This window comes from Mariniphaga sp. (genome assembly GCF_041687215.1).
Taxonomy (GTDB): domain Bacteria; phylum Bacteroidota; class Bacteroidia; order Bacteroidales; family Prolixibacteraceae; genus Mariniphaga.
Window position 1 is genome coordinate 49,487 of the sequence record NZ_JAWLCI010000004.1, and the last position, 23,390, is coordinate 72,876.

At 43.8% G+C, this 23,390-nt stretch carries 19 protein-coding genes; 18 read left to right on the forward strand and 1 reads right to left on the reverse strand.

What is annotated here, in order from left to right; all coding sequences use genetic code 11:
* Nucleotides 1-2: 2 nt before the first annotated feature.
* The 12 genes from ACESMA_RS03000 to ACESMA_RS03055 all read left to right on the forward strand — a co-directional run bounded on the left by ACESMA_RS03000 (nt 3) and on the right by ACESMA_RS03055 (nt 14,637).
* Nucleotides 3-1,112, forward strand: coding sequence for a hypothetical protein (locus ACESMA_RS03000; protein WP_372947280.1), 1,110 nt, complete (start codon nt 3-5; stop codon nt 1,110-1,112).
* A 131-nt stretch (nt 1,113-1,243) separates the two neighbouring features.
* Entirely contained in the window at nt 1,244-2,656 is a 1,413-nt protein-coding gene (locus ACESMA_RS03005; RefSeq protein ID WP_372947281.1) for a sulfatase, read from the forward strand.
* A gap of 95 nt (nt 2,657-2,751) precedes the next feature.
* Nucleotides 2,752-2,961 (forward strand): type II toxin-antitoxin system VapB family antitoxin, encoded by a 210-nt coding sequence (locus tag ACESMA_RS03010; RefSeq protein WP_372947282.1) that lies wholly within the window; start codon nt 2,752-2,754, stop codon nt 2,959-2,961.
* A complete protein-coding gene (locus ACESMA_RS03015; protein ID WP_372947283.1) occupies nt 2,958-3,332 on the forward strand; it encodes a PIN domain-containing protein in 375 nt (124 codons plus the stop codon). Before ACESMA_RS03010 ends, ACESMA_RS03015 begins: the two co-directional genes overlap by 4 nt.
* A gap of 26 nt (nt 3,333-3,358) precedes the next feature.
* On the forward strand, nt 3,359-4,912 hold the full coding sequence (locus ACESMA_RS03020) for an arylsulfatase (RefSeq protein WP_372947284.1): 1,554 nt from the start codon (nt 3,359-3,361) through the stop codon (nt 4,910-4,912).
* Nucleotides 4,913-4,968: 56 nt separating this feature from the next.
* Nucleotides 4,969-6,507 (forward strand): sulfatase family protein, encoded by a 1,539-nt coding sequence (locus ACESMA_RS03025; RefSeq protein WP_372947285.1) that lies wholly within the window; start codon nt 4,969-4,971, stop codon nt 6,505-6,507.
* 10 nt (nt 6,508-6,517) lie between these two features.
* Nucleotides 6,518-7,924, forward strand: coding sequence for a sulfatase-like hydrolase/transferase (locus tag ACESMA_RS03030; RefSeq protein ID WP_372947286.1), 1,407 nt, complete (start codon nt 6,518-6,520; stop codon nt 7,922-7,924).
* Nucleotides 7,925-8,088: 164 nt separating this feature from the next.
* Complete coding sequence (locus ACESMA_RS03035) at nt 8,089-9,060, forward strand: glycoside hydrolase family 43 protein (protein ID WP_372947287.1); 972 nt, start codon at nt 8,089-8,091, stop codon at nt 9,058-9,060.
* 237 nt (nt 9,061-9,297) lie between these two features.
* A complete protein-coding gene (locus ACESMA_RS03040; protein WP_372947288.1) occupies nt 9,298-11,781 on the forward strand; it encodes an alkaline phosphatase D family protein in 2,484 nt (827 codons plus the stop codon).
* Between the two features lie 176 nt (nt 11,782-11,957).
* Nucleotides 11,958-12,263: a DUF4160 domain-containing protein gene (locus tag ACESMA_RS03045; protein WP_372947289.1), complete on the forward strand. Its 306-nt coding sequence runs from the start codon at nt 11,958-11,960 to the stop codon at nt 12,261-12,263.
* Entirely contained in the window at nt 12,260-12,550 is a 291-nt protein-coding gene (locus tag ACESMA_RS03050) for a DUF2442 domain-containing protein (protein ID WP_372947290.1), read from the forward strand. The genes ACESMA_RS03045 and ACESMA_RS03050 overlap by 4 nt, the downstream gene beginning before the upstream one ends.
* Before the next feature lie 167 nt (nt 12,551-12,717).
* Nucleotides 12,718-14,637, forward strand: a complete 1,920-nt coding sequence (locus ACESMA_RS03055) for a sulfatase-like hydrolase/transferase (RefSeq protein WP_372947291.1) — start codon at nt 12,718-12,720, stop codon at nt 14,635-14,637.
* Between the two features lie 6 nt (nt 14,638-14,643).
* Here ACESMA_RS03055 and ACESMA_RS03060 read toward each other — a convergent pair whose 3' ends face one another.
* On the reverse strand, nt 14,644-15,186 hold the full coding sequence (locus ACESMA_RS03060) for a YceI family protein (RefSeq protein WP_372947292.1): 543 nt from the start codon (nt 15,184-15,186) through the stop codon (nt 14,644-14,646).
* Between the two features lie 168 nt (nt 15,187-15,354).
* Between ACESMA_RS03060 and ACESMA_RS03065 the strand changes: the two genes are divergently transcribed.
* The 6 genes from ACESMA_RS03065 to ACESMA_RS03090 all read left to right on the forward strand — a co-directional run bounded on the left by ACESMA_RS03065 (nt 15,355) and on the right by ACESMA_RS03090 (nt 23,281).
* Nucleotides 15,355-16,677 carry a PHP domain-containing protein gene (locus ACESMA_RS03065; protein ID WP_372947293.1) on the forward strand — a complete coding sequence of 441 codons (1,323 nt, stop codon included), beginning with the start codon at nt 15,355-15,357 and terminating at the stop codon, nt 16,675-16,677.
* Between the two features lie 12 nt (nt 16,678-16,689).
* Complete coding sequence (locus ACESMA_RS03070; RefSeq protein ID WP_372947294.1) at nt 16,690-17,796, forward strand: alpha-L-fucosidase; 1,107 nt, start codon at nt 16,690-16,692, stop codon at nt 17,794-17,796.
* A gap of 2 nt (nt 17,797-17,798) precedes the next feature.
* Nucleotides 17,799-19,232: a sulfatase gene (locus ACESMA_RS03075; RefSeq protein ID WP_372947295.1), complete on the forward strand. Its 1,434-nt coding sequence runs from the start codon at nt 17,799-17,801 to the stop codon at nt 19,230-19,232.
* Between the two features lie 47 nt (nt 19,233-19,279).
* On the forward strand, nt 19,280-20,740 hold the full coding sequence (locus ACESMA_RS03080; protein WP_372947296.1) for a sulfatase-like hydrolase/transferase: 1,461 nt from the start codon (nt 19,280-19,282) through the stop codon (nt 20,738-20,740).
* A gap of 27 nt (nt 20,741-20,767) precedes the next feature.
* Nucleotides 20,768-20,989 (forward strand): type II toxin-antitoxin system BrnA family antitoxin, encoded by a 222-nt coding sequence (brnA, locus tag ACESMA_RS03085; protein WP_372947360.1) that lies wholly within the window; start codon nt 20,768-20,770, stop codon nt 20,987-20,989.
* A 120-nt stretch (nt 20,990-21,109) separates the two neighbouring features.
* The gene (locus ACESMA_RS03090; RefSeq protein WP_372947297.1) at nt 21,110-23,281 is read left to right on the forward strand and encodes a DUF5916 domain-containing protein; all 2,172 of its coding nucleotides are present in this window, start codon (nt 21,110-21,112) and stop codon (nt 23,279-23,281) included.
* The last annotated feature ends 109 nt before the right edge of the window (nt 23,282-23,390 follow it).

Genomic DNA, 23,390 nt, shown 5'->3' on the forward strand with positions numbered 1-23,390 from the left:
ATATGCTTTTCGTAAAAAAATATCTTTTAGCCATTTTGGTTGGATGCGGAATCCTGCTTTTTACAAGTTTTTCCAACACATTCCCGGACCGTCCGGAAACCGGATTCTGGGCCATGGAAGGAACATTGGTTACCCATTATTTTGAAGATAAAACGGATTCCCTTTCCGGACCGGAACTATTCGAATTGCAGGACAAAAACGGACTGCCTATCTGGTTTGGCCGGCATATTTTTAAAGATGTGTGCATCTCCGGTGAATGTAAAATGATTCGATTGTGGTTGTTCTGGGATGGTGCCGGCAATTACCTCGGTATGCAAGTTCCTGAAGAGGAACCACTCACCAAATCGGACCATACTGAGTTTGAACCGGAAGATTACGAAAAACTGGAAAACATCCTTGGTGACACTTCCTCCATTTTGAAAACACTGAAACAGGAAGACCTGATTATTGTGCCCGACTCTATTGACCCTTATGAAGTGGACGGATACACGGCAGCCACCCAACCCACGCTGGCCGAAGTGGTGGTAAAAGATGCCGTTTACACGTGCCATACGCTGTGGCATACGGTTTACGGCCCGGTTCAAGCCGAAATTTTCAGGATTCTGGAAAACAATCTGAATAATGAATTCCTTTCCAAAATGTTCGAAAGTAAAAAACCGCAATACATTTCATGGGCCATAAAAAGTGTTGAAAATCATCCGGAATACCATGCCGGCTTTTACCCGGAAATCATGGAATACATCAGTTCGGAAAATCCAGCTTTGGCTAATCAGGCACTGGGTTATTTCCGTTCAGAACTTCTGGAAGACACAGCAATCCAACTCCAACTTGTTCAGAAAATGGAAGATGCAGACACTGACATGAGCATCAAATACGAAATTCTTTGGAAATTTATCGGGTTTGGCGACATTCATCAAAATGCTGTTGCAGATCTTTTGAAACTATTTGCCGGTCAGAAAATTGGTGTGGGAGCTTATAATTTAATTTTAAGGTTGGTTTCTCCCGGACATATCCATGAAAATGAACAAATTGCTCAACTTTTAACACAACTTTCCGAAGACGAAAATGGTTATGTGCGGAACCTAACCAAAAGAAAGCTGGATGAGAAGTAAAAAAAATTTTCCGGAAACGGAATTTGTTTTTCACCTAAGAAGTTCACATTTGCAATTATTCCCCTAAAGTTTTTAAGTTTGTATGGTATGTGATTTTTTGTACAAATTACCGACATGAAAAAAAACTTATCATGAACAAAACAATTCTTCTCCTGCCTTTTTCCCTGCTGGTTTTTACTGCATGTCAAAATCATAATAAAGATGAAAAGAAATCCCAACCGCCCAACATCATTCTCATTAATGTGGATGACATGGGCTGGCGCGATGTGGGATTTATGGGTTCGGAATACTACGAAACTCCTAATCTTGATGCATTAGCTGCCGACGGGATGATTTTCACCAATGCGTATGCTTCGGCTTCCAATTGCGCACCCAGCCGCGCCTGCATGATGAGCGGGCAATGGTCGCCCAGACATGGAATTTTTACAGTGGGCACACCGGAAAGAGGCGAAAGCAAACATAGGAAGCTTATTCCGGTTCCCAACAACACTGCCCTACCCGACAGCATTTATACCCTGGCCGAAGCTTTAAAAGATGCCGGATATACAACCTGCCATGCCGGCAAATGGCACCTGAGTGACGATCCAACCACTCAGGGATTTGAAATCAATATCGGAGGCACTCATGCAGGGCATCCTTCCAGTTATTATCCTCCATATAAAAATGTTCCGCTCGATGCCCCTTCGGACGATTATTACCTCACCAATTTAATCATGGATAAAACTTTGGAGTTTTTAAAAACAGTCGGAGACGAACCCTTCTTTTTAAATTATTCTCCTTATGCGGTCCACACGCCTATACATCCGGTAAAAAATTTGTTGCCAAAATATGAAAACAAACCGGAGTGGAACGGACAAAACAATGCAGAATACGCCACCATGATTGAAAACCTGGACAGCCAGATTGGACGGCTAATCAACGCATTGAAAGAAGCGGGAAAACTGGAGGATACATTTATTCTTTTTACTTCCGATAACGGCGGGCATTACAGAATTACCAAACAGTGGCCGCTCCGCTCAGGTAAAGGATCTTATTACGAAGGAGGCATTCGCGAACCCATGTTTGTGCGCTGGCCGGAGAAAGTAAAACCTGGAACAAAAACTGATGTGCCTGTAACCAACCTCGATTTTTACCCCACTTTGTTGGAAGTGGCGGGAATTGAAAAGCCTGAGGGTAAAAATCTTGACGGACAAAGCTTTATGCCGGTTTTAACGGGAACCAGAACGTTAAGGGAAAGACCGCTTTTCTGGCATTTCCCTTTTTACCTTGAAGCGTACGTAAAAAACGACACTTCCACCCAGGATCCCACTTTCCGGACAAGACCCGGTTCCGCCATTCGGGTGGGTGATTGGAAACTCATTCAATATTTTGAAAACAACGATATTGAATTGTACAACCTGAAAGAAGACATCAGCGAAAAAAACAACCTGGCTGAATTGCATCCGGAAAAACGCAACGAGTTGCTCAACAAACTGGAAATTTGGAGAAAAGAAATCCATGCGCCGGTTCCAACGGAAATGAACCCGGAATATGCCGGTAAATAAAAGAGAGTTTTCATGCTGATTTTACAGACATAGAAGCAGAATTTTGACTATACGACAAAACATCGTATATTGCATCGTATTAAAAAGTTTAAGCGATGAAGGTTACTGCAATAATCGATGACGAAACAATCAAAGATGCGATGAAGTATTCTGAGGCATCTACTGTGACAGATACACTGAAAATAGCATTGAATGAATATATCAGGTTACAAAAACTGAAAAATTTGAGTACTCTGATAAAAAATCAACCCATGAAGTTTAAATACACTGCTGATCAAATTCGGAATCTCAACAGAGAGTCATGAGTATTATTTTGGACACCTCAATTTGGATTGAGTATTTTAAAGGTAATGCTAATTATTTTGATACTTGTCAGCAACTGATAGAAAGAGGGGAGATTACAACCATCGAACTAATATTTGCCGAACTTTTGCAAAGCGTGCGAAGTAAAAGGGAAGTAGAAATGTTAAAGTCTTATTATGAACTGACACCAAAAGTAGAAATAAATCATCTTTGCATTTTGGCCGGAGAATATTCACAAAAAGAGAAATTGATAAACAAAGGAATCGGCCTTATTGATGCTTGTATCATAACTGCCACCATGGCTTCCAATTCTAAATTGTGGACTCTCGATAAAAAGATTTCCGGCTTCCTAAAAAGTGAATATCTGTATTAGTTTCAAATTAAAAACAACAATACACCATGAACAAAACAATCATTTTACTGCCCGCTGCCCTGCTCTTTTTCTCTGCCTGCCAGAATCAATCCAAAAAAAATGTTTCCCTGAGTGAAGCCGAAACGCAAAAACCCAACATCATCTATATTTTAGCCGATGATTTGGGTTATGCCGAGCTGGGTTCCTACGGCCAAACAAAAATTGAAACTCCGAACATTGATGCACTGGCCAAAAACGGAATGCGGTTTACCCAGCACTACACCAGTTCACCGGTTTGTGCACCCGCCCGCTGCATGTTGTTAACCGGCATGCACTCCGGCCATGCCCAAATCAGGGGCAACGACGAATGGGCCGACCGCGGCGACGTTTGGAATTTCGAAGCCATGGCTAACGATCCGAACCTGGAAGGTCAGCGACCGTTGAAACCAGGTACGCAAACCATTGGCACGATTTTGCAACAAGCCGGTTACAAAACCGGAATTGTGGGCAAATGGGGTCTGGGCGGACCGCTTACCGAAGGTATTCCCAACAAACAGGGATTCGACTTTTTCTATGGCTACAATTGCCAGCGGCAGGCGCATACCTACTTCCCGGTGCACCTCTGGAAAAATACCGAAAAAGTACTGCTCAACAACAAAATGGTCCCTCCGCGCACAGGACTCCCGGAAGGGGCCGATCCTTACGAACCCGAATCATACAGCGACTTTTGGCTCACCCATTATGCTTCTGAATTGATGCAAACCGAACTCATTCAATTTATAAAAGGAAACAAAGACGAACCTTTTTTTATGTACTATGCCAATCCAATTCCTCATGTTCCGTTGCAGGCACCCATACGCTGGGTGGATTACTATGCGAAAAAATTTGGCGACGAAGAACCATATACCGGTGAAAAAGGTTATTTTCCGCATCGTTATCCGCGGGCTGCTTATGCGGCCATGGTTTCTTATTTCGATGAACAGGTGGGAGAAATTGTGGCCACGCTCAAAGAACTCGGATTGTATGAAAACACCCTCATTATTTTTTCCAGTGATAACGGCCCCAGTTTTAACGGGGGTACCGACTCCCCCTGGTTCGACAGCGCGCACCCGTTTAAAAGCGAGCAGGGCTGGGGTAAAGCCAATGTAACGGAAGGCGGTATCCGGATTCCTATGATAGCCCAATGGCCAGGGAAAATAGAGCCGGGTTCTGAAACCGATCTGCTTTCAGCGCATTATGATGTGTTGCCCACCCTGTGTGAAATAGTTGGAACAGAACCGGAGGGGAAAATCGACGGTATCAGCTTTTTGCCCACGCTTTTAGGCGAAGAGAACCAGAAGGAACATGAGTTTTTGTATTGGGAATTTCCGGCTTCGGGCGGGCAACAGGCCGTGCGCATGGGAAAATGGAAAGGCCTCCGGAAAAATATTTTCAAGGACGATTTGCATATTCACCTTTACAATCTGGAGGAAGATATTCAGGAACAAAACGATGTTTCAGCCCAACATCCGGAAATCGTTCAAAAAATCGAATCCATTTTTGCACAGGAACACACTCCGGCTGAAATTGAGCGGTTTAAAATAAAGCAGTTGGGGGATTAAAAACATTAACGTTATTTTTGAAAAACAAACTGGATTATATTCCAAAAAAGTAAAATATGAACAAATCAACCATCCTTTTATCCGTTTCCCTCCTGTTCTTTTCTGCATGTCAAAAACAGCAAAAACAGGAACAGTCTCAAACCCCCAACATCGTAATTGTTTACCTTGATGATTTGGGATATGGAGACATGGGGGCCTACGGAGCAACCGAACTGAAAACACCCAATTTCGATAGACTGGCAGAAGGCGGAGTTCGTTTTACAACAGGGTACGCCTCATCGGCTACCTGCACTCCCAGCCGCTATGCACTTTTAACAGGCGAATATCCGTGGCGAAATGAAAGCGCGAAGATTCTGCCCGGCTCAGCGCCATTGATTATCGACACAGCCAAAATGACCATTCCAAAAATGCTGAAGGAAAAGGGATATCACACCGGCATTGTTGGAAAATGGCACCTGGGACTGGGTATAGGCGATGTGGACTGGAACCAGCGTGTTTCGCCCGGCCCAAATGAGGTCGGTTTCGATTACGCTTACATTATGGCTGCCACACAGGACCGCACCCCAACAGTTTACCTTGAAAACGGTTACGTAGTTGGTTTGGAAAAAGACGACCCGCTGCTGGTAAGTTACCAGAAAAATTTTGAAGGCGAACCTACCGGCCTTGACAATCCGGAGCTGTTAAAAATGAGATGGCATCACGGGCACAACAACTCCATCCACAACGGTATTCCGCGAATCGGTTACCAAAAGGGCGGAGAAGCTGCCATGTGGGTGGATGAAGATATGGCCGATGATTTTCTTGAGATTGCACTGCAATACATCAGAGAGCAAAAAGACAATCCATTTTTTCTCTATTATGCATTGCAACAACCACATGTTCCGCGAACCCCCCACCCGCGTTTTGTGGGTTCCTCGGGAATGGGCCCACGGGGCGATGTAATTGTGGAAGCCGACTGGTGCGTGGGTGAACTGGTGAAAACACTTGAAGAGGAAGATTTGCTCGAAAATACGCTTATCGTTTTTTCCAGCGACAACGGCCCGGTTTTAAATGACGGGTATTATGACGACGCGGTTGAAAAACTGGGCGACCACAAACCCTGGGGCCCGCTTCGTGGCGGAAAATACAGCCTTTTTGAAGCCGGAACACGCGTACCTTTTGTTGCCTACTGGAAAGGGAAAATCGAACCTTCCGTTTCCGATGCCATGGTGTCGCAGCTCGATTTGTTCTCATCGCTTGCCCAACTGGTTGGCAGTGAAAAGCAAGGTCCCGACAGCCATGAGTTACTGGATGTTTTTCTCGGAAAAAGCAACCAGGGCCGCGAAGAACTTATCCTTGAAGCGACTTCCAGAACGGCCCTGCGCAAAGGCGACTGGGCCATGATTCCGCCCTACAACGGACCTGCGGTGAATAAAATGGTCAATATTGAACTGGGCAATTCGAATGATTTTCTTTTGTATAATTTAAAAAATGATATTGGCCAGCAGAAAAACCTGGCTCAATCGGAACCGGAAAAACTGCAGGAAATGATTGAAACTTTCCAAAGAATTCGTGGAAAAGAATTTCAGAATATTGAACAACTGGAATTGAAATAAAAAAAAGAAAATGAAGTTATCCATCCCGGTTTTAATTACTTCGCTGATGCAGTTTGTTGCCACCAGTGAAGTAAACGCCGGCTTAACCAATTCTGAAAAGGCAAAACCCAACTTTGTACTGATAGTTGCCGACGATTTGGGTTTTGCCGATTTAAGTATGAACGGCAGTCAACAAATCCCCACGCCTAACATCGACAGGCTGGCACAGGAAGGAGTTAATTTTACACAGGGGTACGTTTCTGCGCCTGTTTGTGCTCCCTCCAGGGCAGGCTTAATAACCGGGAAAAATCAGGTAAAGTTTGGTTTCGACAATAACCTCGCTACAAATCAGCCCGGTTTTGACCCGGAGTTTCTGGGACTTCCGGTTACGGAAAAAACCATTGCCGACCGCCTGAAACCGCTGGGTTATGTTTCGGGTCTCATTGGCAAATGGCATTTGGGCGAAGGCGACCGTTTTCACCTGTTAAACCGTGGTTTCGACGAATTCTGGGGTTACCAGGGTGGCGGGCACGATTATTTCACTTCCAATCCGAACGGGAAAGGTTATTTGTCGCCCATCGAATGCAATTACAAAACGCCGCAACCCATCACCTACATTACCGATGACAAAGGCGATGAATGTGTGAATTTTATACGCAGGCACAAAGAGCAACCATTTTTTCTCTTTGCTTCATTCAACGCGCCGCATGCGCCCATGCAAGCAACCGAAGCCGATTTGAAGTTGTTCAGTCATATTCAGAATGAAAAAAGGCGAACCTACTGCGCCATGGTGCACCGTCTCGATCTAAATGTAGGCCGCATTCTGGAGGCGCTAAAAAATGAAGGACTGGAAGAAAACACACTTGTGGTTTTTATCAGCGACAACGGCGGACCCTGCGACCAAAATGCATCTTTAAACGCGCCTCTCAACGGGCAAAAGGGAATTTTACTTGAGGGTGGCATTCGTGTACCTTTTATCATGAAATGGAAGGGGCAGTTACCGGAAGATAAAACTTACCGGCATCCGGTAATTTCACTCGATTTTGCTCCTACCTTTTTGGAATTGGCAGGCGGGAAAATTGCTGAAGAAGATAATTTTGACGGAGTGAACCTCATCCCCTTTTTAACCGGACAAAATTTGGGAAAACCCCACGAAACACTGAACTGGCGGTTTACCATCAGTGCTGCCATACAGCATGAAAACTGGAAACTGGTGCGCCTGCCCGACCGCCTGCCCATGTTGTATAATCTGACCGAAGACATTTCAGAACAAAATGATGTAGCGTTGCAAAACATTGACAGGACCAAATCCATGCTGAAGCAACTGGGCGAATGGGATGTTTCCCTGCCCCACCCACTCTTCCTTGAAGGTGCTGTGTGGAAAAAACAGCAACAGGATTTGTACGATGCAGAATATAAACTGGTTCAACCAAATTAAAAAATGAAAGAATGAAATTTAAAATACTGTTTTAAATCCCGCTTTTTTTACTCTTCATAACAAGTAAAAACTCCGCACAAACCATTAAACCCGGCGAACTCTGGCCCGATAACAATGGGGTCCACATCAATGCACACGGTGGTGGCGTACTTTTTCATGAAGGTATGTATTACTGGTTTGGCGAACACAAAATTGAAGGGAAAGAGGGAAACCAGGCCTGGGTTGGTGTGCACTGCTATTCGTCGCAAAATCTGACCGATTGGAAAGACGAGGGAATTGCGTTGCCGGTAAGTAAAGACCCTGAAAGTCCGATTGTGGAAGGATGCATCATCGAACGCCCCAAAGTGATTTTCAACGCGGCAACCCAAAAATTTGTGATGTGGTTTCATCTGGAATTAAAAGGCCAGGGATACAAAGCGGCAAAAACCGGTTTGGCTGTGGCCGATAAGGTTACCGGTCCCTTTAAGTTCGTTAAAGCTGTAAATCCAAACGCCGGCAAGTGGCCCGTGAATTATCCCGAAAAATTAAAATCAAAAATTTACCCGGAAAACCTGAAATCGTGGTCAGAGGAATGGATTCAGGCCGTGAAGGAAGGAATGCTTTTGAAACGTGATTTTGAAAAAGGCCAGATGGCCCGCGACATGACCCATTATGTGGACGATGACGGGAAAGCCTACCATATTCATGCTTCGGAAGAAAACCTCACCCTGCACATTGCCGAACTAACCGACGATTACCAGGATTTTTCCGGGAAATACATCCGGGTTCTTCCAACCGGCCATAACGAAGCGCCATCCATTTTTAAACACAATGGAAGATATTACATGATAACCTCAGGATGCACCGGCTGGGCACCCAATTCAGCCCGGTTGCTGGTTGCTGATTCGGTTTTGGGTGAATGGGAATATGTAAAAAATCCATGCGTTGGTGAAGATGCAGACCTTACTTTTCATTCACAGAGTACATTTGTTTTGCCGGTTCAGGGGAAAAAAGATGCCTTCATTTTTATGGCCGACCGCTGGAATCCCGAAAACGCCATCGATGGACGTTACGTTTGGCTGCCTGTTCAGTTCGATGAAAACGGATTGCCGTTTTTGCAATGGTTGGATAAATGGGACCTCAGGTTTTTCAAGTAATTCGCAAAAAAAAAATTAACTTTTTAAAAATGAATAATATACAATTAATGGCTAAAGACATTTTTTCTTTCTTTAAATTTAACCCCCGGCTTAAGCCGGGGGCAATAAATCAACATTATTTCAACGGCTTAAGCCGTTAATTTTTTATTTTTCCGGACACTTTTGAAAGACTTTAAGAATTACCAACCACAAATTAAAAGGATTTTATAATTTTGATTTTTATCAAAAAAAATAATCATGAAACGTTCAACGCTAATCATCTTCATTGTTCTGACAATATTTACATCGTGCACAAAAAAAGCAGAGTTTACTGCCAACTTCGACAACACCCACAATCGAATCTGGGTTGGAAAAGATTTCTGGTCCATTCCACTGGAAGACTGGAAAGTAGAAAACGGCCAGCTTCATTGTGTGGGAACGGTTCCCAATTCAAGGGTGAACCTGCTCACACAGGTACTTTCACCCGAAGCAGGCGAGTTTGAAGCATCGGTAAAAATCGGACTTAAAGAAGAAAGCAATGTGCCCGGTTCTGCGGGACTTCTCGTGGGACTTTACGACGAGGAAGATTCGGATGTACGGGCATTGTGCTATTTCGGCAAAGGGGTGAATGCCGGCGTCAGTTTGCAGGGGTTTGCCTTTTTAAACGACGAACGGGCTGAACTACCGGAAGACTTCGATTTTTCTGAAGTATCAATCACAGTTTCAGGAAACGACAGTCATTTGAAAATGAAAGTTACCGACAAAACTGGCAAAAGTCCCGATGAACTTTCCCTGAAGGTAGAAGGAATCCAGGGATTGGTTGCTGTTGCCAACAACATCATTTTGGGCGGAAATGAAAAACCGGGCAATTCGCTCTTCAGTTTTGATGAGTTGAAACTTTCAGGTTCAAAAGTAATCGCGCAAACCGAAAATGCATTTGGCCCGGTACTTTGGACCATGCAAACCCTCAGTAAAGGAACCGTTAAAATGATGGCATTACTGCCACCAATAGGTGAAAACGACAACCAGGAAGTGAGCCTTCAACTGAATGAAAACGGAAACTGGAATACCGTGGCTAATGAACAGATTGAACCCGATTCGCGCACAGCAGTGTTCAAACTGGAAAACTGGGACGCATCAAAAAATACGGAATACCGGGTGGAATACATTGAAAAAGGAAAGGACGGAACAGAAACCCCGGAATATTATACAGGAACCATACGCAAAGACCCGGTTGACCGTCCGTTGAAATTCGGCGGACTCACCTGCCAGTTTACTTCGGGTTATCCATATACTCCGCTGGTTGAAAACCTGACCCACCTGGAACCGGACATGCTCTATTTTTCGGGCGACCAGATTTATGAACCCAACGGCGGGTACCCGATGAAACGCGAACCGGTTGACGCTTCTATTTTGAGTTACCTCGGAAAATATTATATGTTTGGCTGGGCATTCGGCGATTTGATGCGAAATACGCCAACCATTTGCAGCCCCGACGACCACGATGTTTTTCACGGAAACCTTTGGGGCGAAGGTGGAATTGCCAAACCGGGTGGCGCTGGCAGTTCCGATACGCGCGGATTTATGCAGTCGGTTGAAATGGTAAACGTGGTAAACCGCACCCAGTGCGGACAATTGCCCGATCCGTACGACCCCACACCCATTGAACAGGGAATGAGCGTGTGGTACACCGACCTGACTTACGGAAGGGTAAGTTTTGCACTCATTAGCGACCGCATCTTCAAAACCGGTCCGGAAGCTGTTTCCGACTGGGAAGGCCGCCACGACCACATGATTGAACCTCGTGAAGATTTATCATTCCTTGATAAACCGGGCGTGGAAATGATTGGAGAACGGCAAACGAAATTTCTGAACGACTGGATAATGGATTGGGAAGGTGCCGACATGAAAGTGCTGCTCTCGCAAACAGTTTTTGCCAATGTAGCCACTCACCATGGAAGTCTGGAAAATTACCTCTACGGCGACCTCGACTCGGGCGGCTGGCCAAAGTCCTGTCGCGACAAGGTTATCCGGCTGATGCGAAAAGTGGCTGCTTTCCATATCAATGGCGACCAGCACCTTTCCACCCTGGTACAATATGGGCTGGGTAGTTACCGCGATGCCGGCTGGAGTTTCAACACACCGGCAATCTGTAACTTTTACATGCGCTGGTTTTTACCCGACGAGCGCGGTGTTCCGGTAATTGACCGGCCCGAACATGGGTATCCCAACACCGGCAAATACGAAGATGCATTCGGAAATAAAAATTTTGTATATGCCGTTGGAAATCCGGGAAAAATTACGGTTGACAGGGAAAGGCGTTACAACAATGCACAAATCCGCGCTTCCGGTTTTGGGTTTGTTACCTTCGACCAAAAAGAACGGACCATCGACATTGATTCCTGGCGGTTTTTTGCCGATGTGGAAAATCCCAATCCGGTGCGCGACCAGTTCCCGGGGTGGCCAAAACAAATTTCGCAGTTCGATAATCTGGGAATGGGTGCTGAAAATGTTTTGCCCGAAATTTCGGTAAACCAGCCCAGTCAGGTGATGCAAATCTGGAATGAAAAAACCGGTGAACTGGCACAGATTTACCGGATAAATGGCAACACCGTGCAGCCAAAGTTATTTGAAAGCGGAACGTTTACGGTTATTATTGGTGAAAATAAAGAAAGAGATGCAATTACCGGATTGCAAACAAAAAAAGGAGAGAATCCGGAAAAAGTTTTGGTGGAACTTTAACGGGTGCGCCGGTTTCTGCCGAAGGCATCCATTCGGGCGAATCGCCGATTATTTTTAGGATTTTATTCATATTTATTTTTTTAGCTCATGTTAAGAAACCAACTGCCAACAATGATTTTTAGTTCAAAATGAGATTTAGTAAATTTGTAGTGGGCTAATTTTAAAAATAAAAGATAATGCCAAAGATTTTCGAGTATTTAGGAATTCTTATATTCTTTTACTCAAATGAGCACGAACCCATTCATGTTCATGCCAGGAAAGGAGAATTTGAAAGTAAAGCGGAGTTCTATATTATTAATGGCGAAATTTCAGAGATAAAGATTAAAAATATCATTGGTGCGAAGCCACTTAAAGGAAAAGGCCTTAAAGATTTTGAGGTTTTTCTTGAAAAATATGCAGACAAGATAGTTGAAAAATGGATAAGCTATTTTGTATATCATAAGGATGTTAAGTTTGAGAAAATTACAAAACGCATAAGATGAAAATAATTGTTGACTATAAAGATTCAGAAACTGAAACTAACGAGTTGAAAATTGATTCTGCAAAATATTTGAAGGATTATAAAATTTGGATAAAATTTAATGATGGAGAAGAGAAACTTGTTGATTTTAAGCCTTTTTTGTCTAAATCACTTCATCCATCGATAAAAAAATATCTGGATGAAAAAATATTCTCAAATTTCTCCTTGATCGATGGAAACTTAAATTGGAATGATTATGATATGATTTTCCCAATTTCTGATTTATATGATGGGAAAATTGTAGCATAAATTTCTGAGCTTCACAATATTTTTGGATTTGGAGAACCATTAATTATTTTTACAGTTCATTCCGGCTGAATTAGATCACATCCATCAAGCTGCAATTTGACATATTGTTAAACAATAAAATAGATCTCCGGCAGATTACACGAAGAATCGCAAAAAACAATAATAAAATGAACAATAAAATTCTTTTCATCAGCCTGTTAGCCATTCCTGCACTGTTTTTTCAATGCACCCAGCAGGAAGAGTTGCCCAAACCAAACATCCTCTGGGTGACCATCGAAGATACTTCGCCACAGTTTATTGGGTGTTATGGTGATGAAAATGCCAGCACACCGGTCATCGACAAACTGGCAGAAGAGGGAGTCCGGTTTACCAATGCCTTTTCAACCGGAACAGTTTGCTCTCCCAGCAGAACAGCCATCATAACCGGTGTGAAAACATACAAAGCCGGAACCGGTAACCACCGTAGTAAATACCCTGTTCCTGAATTTATGAAAGGTTTTCCGTATTACCTTCAGCAGCAGGGCTATTATACCACCAACAACGTAAAAACGGATTATAATGTAGCCGGCGAAAAAGCGTTTATTGCTGAAGCCTGGAACGAAAGCTCCAACAAAGCCGGCTGGTGGGACCGCAAACCCGGTCAACCGTTCTTTGCGGTGTTCAACTACAACGAATCGCACCAGTCGCGCACCATGACCGAAACCTACGACTGGTATCTGAAAAATGTTTACGAACACCTGGCACCGGAAGAACGAATTGGCGAAAATGATTTTGAAATGCCGCCTTTTTATCTTGACAGCCCGGAAATGCGTAAACAGTTTGCACGAGTTTACAATTCCATAAAACTCACCGACAACCGGATTGGCGAGTTGCTTGCACGTTTGGAAGCGGACAATCTGAAAGACAGCACCATCATCTTTTTTTATGCCGACCACGGCGAAGGCATGCCGCGCGGAAAAACCAACGGAATCAACTACGGTTACCGTGTACCTTTTATCGTTTGGTTCCCGGAAATGTACAAACACCTTTCGCCCTGGGGGACCGCCGGGGTAATTACGGACGAACTGATCGACTTTACCGACCTCGCTCCGACTCTCATCAGCCTGGCTGGAGGAGAAATTCCCGAACATCTGGATGGTTGGCCATTCCTGGGTGAAAAGCGTTCGGAACCGGTAGAAAATCTGTACCTTTCTTCCGACCGCTCGGACAACGGAATCGACATGGTGCGCACGGTTACAGATGGCCGGTTTATTTATTCGCGGAATTACAAGCCGTACATTTACGAAGCCCGCTACATTCGTTACATGGAAATCGGGGAAATTAAGCAGCAGATGCGAAAAGATTTGGCCGAAAATAAACTCAATCCGTTGCAAAAAAGCTTGTTCGAACCGCGTTCTGCCGAATTCCTGTTCGACATTGAAAACGATTTGTGGGAAACGAATAACCTGGTTGACAACCCGGAGTTCAAGCCGGTTTTGGAAAACATGAGGAATCTTTTAAAAAAAGAGGTCCTGAAATCGCGCGATGTGATGTTTCTGCCGGAATATGAAATTGGCCTGCTTTCGGATACAACAACAGCTTACGAATTTCGGTCTGACACGGAGAAATATCCGTTGGAAAAAATTTACGCAGCCGCTTCACTGTCCGGGTTCCGCGAAAAAGAAGTTGCTGAACAGCAAATTGAACTGCTTTCGGACGAAAATCCGGTAATTCGTTACTGGGGCATCTTGGGTTTGCGGAGCCAAAATCCGGAAACCTTAAAACCGTTTTCAGAAAAGATTCTGGAAGCGATGAACGACGAGTATCCACCAGTGGCTGCTATCGCTTCGGCCATTGCTTACGGGATGTTTAACGATAAATCAGCACAAGAAAACCTGAAAAAATTCTGCGCCCACGATAACCTCGATATTTCACTGATGGCGGTTTATTCCCTGCTTTATTTCGAACCGGATCAAAGAGAACCATTTATCGAAACCATTTGGAAAGTCAGGGAAATGGAAGACCGGGATTACAATGTGCGTGCGGCCTGTATGGATGTCCTGGGAAGTTTGGGATTGGTCCCAAACAACCCGGAATACCGTGAATAAAAAAGATTACCCCTGTTTTGCAAACTGCACTTCGGCGCTGATTTTCACATCATCGCCAACCAGCACACCGCCGGCTTCAAGGGCTGCATTCCAATTTAGTCCCCACTCTTTGCGGTTGATTTTTCCTTCCAGCGAAAAACCGGCTTTTTCATTCCCCCAGGGGTCTTTCATAATTCCGCCGAATTCAACATTGAGGGTAACCTCTTTGGAAATGCCTTTTATAGTCAGAAGGCCGGTAAGTTTGTATTCGCCATCGTCCACTTTTTTAAGATTTGTGGATTTGAAAGTTAGTTCCTTGTGATTTTCCACATCAAAAAAGTCCGCACTTTTCAGGTGATTATCGCGGTCGTCGTTGTTGGTAAAAACCGAAGCTGCTTCAATGGTCAAATTTGCTTCGGCAGAACTGAAATCGTTCCCTTCTGAAACCGCTTCTGCCGAAAAATTCCTGAATTCGCCCTTCACATTGGTAATCATCAGGTGCTTCACTTTAAATAAAATCTCGCTGTGCCCCGGGTCCAAAACCCATTTTGTTTTTTCTTGTATTTCCATTTTCATTTTGATTAATAAGTTTTCTGAACTATTAAACAGTTTTATCAGAACATAGTTCATCAGTATTATTACACGAAATTTACCCAAAGAATCTTTTTGTTTGAGGCTATTTTGTAAATTGCCATTTTAACAGAAAAATATGTTGGCAATCATTTAAATTCGAAAAAAATGGAAAGAAAGTCCAAAATAAATCATCGTGAAAAATGTGAAATGAAACTAAAAAATTCTCCATATAAAAATAGCCTGGCAGGCATTTTTGCTTTGCTGGTCCTTTTTGTTTTTGCAGGTTGCAGCCAACCCGAGCCCAACTGGCTGAAAGGGAACCTGCACACCCACACCTTCTGGAGCGACGGCGATGAATTTCCCGAAAGCGTTGCGCAGTGGTACAAGGAAAACGGCTACGATTTTCTGGCATTCACCGACCACAATGTAATTCTGGAGGGGGAACGCTGGCGGAACTTCCCGGAAGACCATGCCACATTGCACAAATACATGGAAACATTTGGCGGCGATTGGGTGGAAATGCATTCGCACGATGAAGAGGAAGGAGTTCAACGGGTGCGCCTGAAAACGCTGGAGGAGTTCAGGACGATGTACGAAGAGCCGGGAAAATTTCTTTTGATTATGGGAAATGAAATCTCCAATCCGCATGCCGTTCACCTGCTGGCTTTTCATCAGCATGAGATTCTTCCTGTTTCGCAGGGAACTGTGGACGAACGGGAAAAAATGATTCGGGAAACCGTTGAAAATGTGAAAACCTACCGCAAAAAAACCGGCATTAATGTGCATCCTGCGTTGGCACACCCCAACTTTATGTGGGCCATAACTGCCGAAATGATGCTGAATGTTCCGGAACTTCGTTATTTCGAAGTGTTTAACGGCCACCCGATGGTAAACAATGCCGGCGATGAAAACCGGGCAGATACCGACAGAATCTGGGATGTTGTTTTGGCCAATCGTTTGGTAACTGGTGAAGGCGAATTGCTTTATGCCCTGGCCACCGACGATGCCCACAATTACCATGGTGGTGGCTCCGGACCGGGCAGAGGCTGGGTAATGGTTCAGTCCGAAGAACTTTCACCCGAAGCCATTCTGGATGCCATCGACAAAGGTGATTTTTATGCATCAACCGGTGTAACGTTGAAAAACATTCAGTTTAACGGGAAAAACCTGAAAGTTGAAATCGAACCTCAGGAAGGAGTAGAATTTACCACCGAATTTATTGGCACAATGAAAGGTATTGATACAACCGGAACACCAACGCTCGATTCCGAGGGAAATGAAATTAAAAATACAACCAAAACTTATTCCGAAGAAATCGGAAAAGTGCTGGCAACCAGCCAGTCGCTTACACCTTCTTATAAATTTACCGGAGATGAATTGTACGTGCGCGTTCGGATTACATCCTCAGCAGATCATATCGATCCGAACACAGGAAACATTCTGGGAAAACAAAAAGCCTGGGTCCAGCCAAAGCTTCAAAACCAATAAAACCAAACAGATATGTATAAACTTTTTCTTGCCTTTATATTATCGTTTTCTTCTTTATTCGCTTATGGGCAGGTTCCTGAATATTTAAAAAACTACCGGGAGTCTTACGAAAAAAATCCGCGGGAAGCCAATCTTCAGTGGTTTAAAGATGCCCGGTTCGGAATGTTCATTCATTATGGCCTTTACAGCCAGTTGGGTCGCGGCGAATGGGTGCAGTTGCGTGACACCATTCCGCTGGATGAGTATGCAAAATTAAAAGACACTTTTACTGCGTCTGGTTTCGATGCGGATTTTATTGCACAGCTCGCCAAAAATGCCGGCATGAAATACATCACCATCACCAGCAAACACCACGATGGTTTTTGCCTGTTTAGAACCAAAGAAACGGACTTCAACAGTATGAATGCTCCGGCAGGCCGCGATTTGATAGACGAACTGGCCAAAGCCTGCGAAAAGGAAGGGCTGGGACTTTTCCTGTATTATTCCTATGCTGCCGATTGGAAACACCCGTGGTTTTATTCACGCGAGGCTGGCTGGTCAAACGCCCGTCCCGCCTACAAGGAGAAACCGGAAGCATACAAATATAAAAAGCCCGAAGACTTTAGAAAATATGTGGACTTTGTACATGCTCAGGTTAGGGAATTGCTTACCCAATACCCCACCATTGCCGGCATCTGGTTCGACCCGATTATGGGTTTTTATGCCAACCCGGAAGTTTTCCCCATTGATGAAACCTATGCTTTGATTCGTGAACTTTCTTCTCATGCCCTCATTTCGTTTAAACAGGGCGCAAACGGCGATGAAGATTTTATGGCGCCCGAAAGGGGAGGCGGAGCCAGGGTTGGGCAGCAATTTCCGATGGCACAAAAAGCTTATGAAATGAACAAAAACAAACCCAAAGAAGTGTGCAACACCATGCAGCCGCATATGCCCGGAGCCGGACCAAACTGGGGATACAATAAAGCCATGGACGGGCATCATTTAAAAGTGAATGACGTAAAAATTTTACTTGGCGATGCGCTTTTAAACAATTACAACCTGTTGCTGAATATCGGGCCGCTACCGGATGGTTTGGTGCATCCCGAAGATATTGAAACATTGTCGAACCTGAAAAGGTAAATATGGAACGTTTTTTTTTAGCTATTGCCTCTCTATTCTTTCTTGGATTCTACTCAGCTTGTAATTCCGAGGGAAAATCAATCGGGGATTCGGGTAAAGAGTTGAATCGTCCCAATATTATTTTAATTATGGCCGATGATTTAGGATGGGGTGACGTTGGATTTAATGGCAATAAATTGGTAAAAACACCAGCGCTTGATGAAATGGCAAAAAAAGGAATGGTTTTTAACAGGTTCTATGCTGCTGCTCCGGTTTGTTCGCCAACCAGAGGTAGTTGCCTGACGGGCAGACATCCATTCAGGTATGGAGTTTTTCATGCTAATGTTGGAAAAATGGAACCAGAAGAGGTAACCCTTGCTGAGTATTTAAAAGAAAAAGGTTACAGTACAGGGCATTTTGGGAAATGGCATTTAGGAACTTTAACCAATGATATTATTGATGCAAATCGTGGTGGAAGAGATTCCGGACATTATTCCCCTCCATGGGAAAATGGATTTGATGTTTGTTTTTCTACCGAATCGAAAGTTCCAACCTGGAATCCCATGATTACTCCCGGTAAAGATGCAGGAGATATCGGAAACCGGAAACCTGGAAATCACTTCGGTACTTACTACTGGAGTGGACCAGGTGCAAAAGTCACGGACAATTTGGAAGGCGATGATTCACGCATAATTATGGACAGGGTTATTCCTTATATAGAGGAACAAACGAATGGCAATTCTCCATTTCTTGTTGTAATCTGGTTTCATACACCACATTTGCCGGTTCTTTCAGGAGAAAAATATTGTAATTTGTATGCAGGACATAGTGTGGATGTTCAGCATTATTACGGGTCAATATCAGCAATGGACGAGCAAATCGGTCGCTTAAATGAAAAACTTGAAGAATTAAATGCCACTGAAAATACATTGATATTTTTTACGAGCGACAATGGCCCTGAAGGTAACACACAGGAAGGCAGGACACAAGGAAGTACCGGAGGCTTTAAAGGACGCAAGCGAAGCCTTTACGAAGGGGGAATAAGGGTTCCGGCGATAGCAGTTTGGCCTGCAGAAATAGAAGCAAGGCAGCGAACTGATTTTCCCGCTGTCACTTCCGATTATTTTCCAACATTACTTGAAATTTTTGGAGAAGAAAATCAATTACCGGTTTCACCATTGGATGGAGTTTCATTGGTAAATGTTTGGGATGAAAATATAAAGGAACGAACTACTCCAATTGGTTTCCAATTTGGTAAACAAAAAGCCTTGATTGATAACCAATATAAAATACATACAAGCAAAGATAAAGTAGAACTATATGATTTACTGAAAGATCCGTTTGAAACAAGAGATATTTCCAATCAAAATCCTGCAAAGGTCAATGAAATGAAAATCCGTTTAAGTGATTTTGTCCGTTCATGTGAAAAAAGCAGGGAGGGAGTAGATTATGATTGAAAAAAAATATCCTGAAATTAATGAATTATTCATTTAAAAAATGAAAAATGAAACCTTTGATTTTGATTTTTGCCTCCATATTTTTAATAGGGTTTTATACCGGCTGTAATCCTAAACAACCCAATGTTCTCTTCTTTTTTGCCGACGACCAGCGCGCCGATGCCCTTGGTTGTTCGGGAAATCCGTACATTAAAACACCCCACATCGACAAGCTGGCAGAAACCGGCATTCGTTTTTCCAACACTTACGTGATGGGCGGGCACCACGGGGCCATTTGCGCGCCCAGCCGGGCCATGCTGATGAGTGGCAAAAGCCTGTTTCATGTTTACGATGTGCTGGACGGCGTAAAAACCATGCCCATGCATTTTGCCGAATCAGGTTACGAAACTTTTGGCACCGGAAAATGGCACAATGAAAAAAGCGCTTTTGAAGCTTCATTTCAACATGGCGAAAATGTTTTCTTGGGTGGAATGAGCGACCATTTTCAAACACCAGTGCGCAATTTGGGTGAAGACGGAAAACTCTCAGAACCGGAATTAAAAGGTTTTTCCACCGATTTGTTTGCAGATGCAGCTATGAATTTTATTCAGGATTACGCAAAAGGAAGCAGGGAAAACCCGTTTTTCTGTTACGTTTCGTTCACTGCTCCGCACGACCCGCGCTCACCGCGTGAAGACCATATTGGCATGTATCACGACGAAACCATGCCACTGCCCGGAAACTTTATGGATTTGCATCCGTTTGAGTTCGACAATTTGAATATAAGGGATGAAACACTGGGACCCTGGCCACGAACCCCTGAAATGATAAAAGCTTCGCTTGCCGATTATTATGCATTGGTTACCCACATCGACGAGCGGATTGGAGAAATAATCAGCCAGCTCGAAGAATCGGGACTTTTTGAAAATACGATTATTGTTTATGCTGCCGATAACGGACTGGCAGTGGGAAGCCACGGTTTGCTCGGAAAACAAAACTTATACGAACACAGCACCAAAGTGCCGTTTATTATTTCCGGCCCGGGAATCCCGAAAAACAAGGTAACCGATGCGCTTGTTTATCTTTTTGATATTTATCCAACCCTGGCTCAGCTTTGCGGATTGCCTGAACCCGAAGGAATCGACGGCGTAAACCTGAACCCGATCATCAGCGGAGAAAAGGACAATGTTCGGGAAGCCCTTTACACCGCATACCGCAATACAGCCCGTGCAGTGCGCACCACCGATGGCTGGAAATTCATCAGCTACCCACGCAGGAATTACAACCAGCTTTTTCATTTAAAAAATGACCCGCTGGAGTTGAATAATCTGGCCGAAAACCCACAATATCAGAATAAATTAGACGAAATGAAAACACTTTTGGAGGAGTGGCACCAGGCAACAAACGACACCGCCACGTTGTACCCGGCAACTTTTCTGCCACTGGATTACGATTACACCAAGCTGAAACAAACTCCCGACTGGCACCAGCCGGAGTATGTGCTGGAAAGGTATTTCCGGAAACAATAATCCGGAGAATAATGAAAAAAGAAATCTATAACGACAGAGGAATTTGATGAACTTTTTGAAGAAGGAAAAGATATCTCAGAATTTTTGGATTTAAAAACAGCCAGGCGGGAAGGATTGGCAAAAAGACGTGTGACCGTGGAACTTCCGGAATGGATAATTCAGAAGTTGGATCAGCAGGCTATGAAATTAGGTGTAACACGGCAATCCATTATTAAATTCTGGATTTCTGAAAAATTGAAATCTGCGTAATTCCTGCTAGCAAACTTTTCATTTTTTTCACCTCAAAACTTGAATAACTCCTGCTTATATTCTTCACAGAATAAATATCTTTGCGGGCTGAAACCTGAGTTGATTAAACTGATTACTGAAATGAGGATATTTTTATTGCTGCTGCCGGCCCTGTTTTTTATATCTGCGGAGGCCAGTTCATTTGAAACGTTGAAAAACGACACCATTACCGACACATACAACAAAGACTTTGTGTACCATGTAAAAAAAATGCAGGGTGAAATCAGCATTGATGGCATTTTGGATGAGCCCGACTGGCAGGCTGCTGACAAGGCAGATAATTTTTACAAAGTGCTACCTGTTGATACAGGTTTTGCCACGCAACCTTCCGAAATTCTGGTAACCTACGACGACAAAGCGCTTTACATGGCCCAGGTTTTTTACGATACCATTCCGGGAAAAAGAGTAATGGAATCGTACCGGAGAGATTTTGCCTTTGGGAATAACGACAACCTGCTGGTTTTTTTCGATACGTTTCTTGACCAAACCAACGGCTTTTCGTTTGGCGTTTCAGCATCGGGAGCAAAATGGGATGGCACCATGAGCGACGGCTCGGCAGTAAATCTCGACTGGGACTGTAAATGGGAGTCGAAAACCAAACATTACGACGACCGCTGGGTAACCGAAATGCGCATCCCTTTCAAATCAATTCGATATCCTTCGGGCAGCCAAAAATGGTACGCCAATTTCAGCCGCCTCGATTTAAAAGCCAATGAAAAATCGAGCTGGGCGCCCGTTCCCAGGCAATTTCCCACTGCATCGCTGGCATACACCGGTGTCATGAATTTTGAAGATCCGCTTCCCAAATCGAAAATAATGTTTTCACTCATTCCTTATGTTTTCGGAAGTTATTCAAACAACTATGAAACCGGCACCGGCGATGTATGGAAAAGAGATTTCGGGTTCGATGCCAAAATCGGTTTTTCCTCGTCGATGAACCTCGATCTTACTTATAACCCCGATTTTGCGCAGGTTGAAGTGGATCAGCAGGTGACCAATATTGACCGGTTCGAACTGTTTTTCCCGGAGAAACGTCAGTTTTTCTTAGAAAACAGCGACCTTTTTTCGGGCTTTGGCGATGGTAACATTAACCCGTTTTTTTCGCGAAGAATTGGTTTGGATGCTCCTGTTTTGGCAGGTGCCCGCCTGAGTGGAAAAATAGGAAACAACTGGCGGATTGGTTTTATGAACATGACCACCCAGGAAACAAGCCATTTTCTGGCCCGGAATTTTACCGTAGCATCGGTGCAAAAAAAAGTGTTTGCCCGCTCAAACTTCGGACTTATTCTGGTTAACAAAGAGTACTTCAATCAACCGGCAGACACCACCATGTTCAATCGGGTGGCCGGTTTCGATTATAACCTGGCCAGTAAAGACAACATCTGGAAAGGAAAGTTTTTTTATCACCGGTCGTTTCAGCCGGAAGTAACTGACAAACAATTTGCACAAGGTTTTGGACTGGCCTACAACACCAAAAATCTTCAGTTGGAAGTCATTCAGCGCTCGGTTGGAGAAAATTACAGAGCAGAAACAGGATATGTTCCGCGTATCGGTTATAATTTCATCAGTCCCGAAGCAGCATATCTTTTCGTGCCAAACAAACGCATTGTAAGTCATGGCGTTGCATTGGACTTCATGTATTATTTCAATCCCGATTTTCATAAAATAGACCACGAAAATACATTCAGCTACCAATTCGAATTTCAAAACCGGTCGCAACTGGTAGTGGGCTACAAAGATTTTTTTGTGGAATTGCAACACGATTTCGACCCGACTCACAAAAGTGAAAATTATCTGCCGGCAGGTACGAAATACAATTATGGCGGTGCGTTTGTCAATTTTCTTTCTACCCGAAAAACCCTGTTTAACTGGAAAGCTGAAATTGCCAAAGGAACTTTTTATACCGGAAATATTCAATACATAACCGGGGAGTTGGGTTACCGGTATCAGCCATACGTTAACCTGGCAGTGAATTTTAATTATACCGATATGGAACTGGGCCAACCCTTTGAACACACCAAAATGTGGCTGGCAGGCCCTAAACTGGATGTTACTTTTACTGATAAATTGTTCTGGACCACCTTTGTTCAGTATAACGAACAAATTGACAACATGAACATTAACATGCGGTTGCAATGGCGTTACCAGCCGGTTTCCGATTTTTTTATTGTTTACACCGACAATTATATACCCGGAAGCTGGAATTCGAGAAATCGCGCACTGGTGCTTAAACTAACGTACTGGCTGAATTAATCAATGTTTTACTAAAATGTTAAACCGGATTTGCCCCGGTTTTTTAATTTTTAACCTGAATAAAATCAATTATCTTTGCACTTCTTAAAAAAAATTGTATTTTATCCGA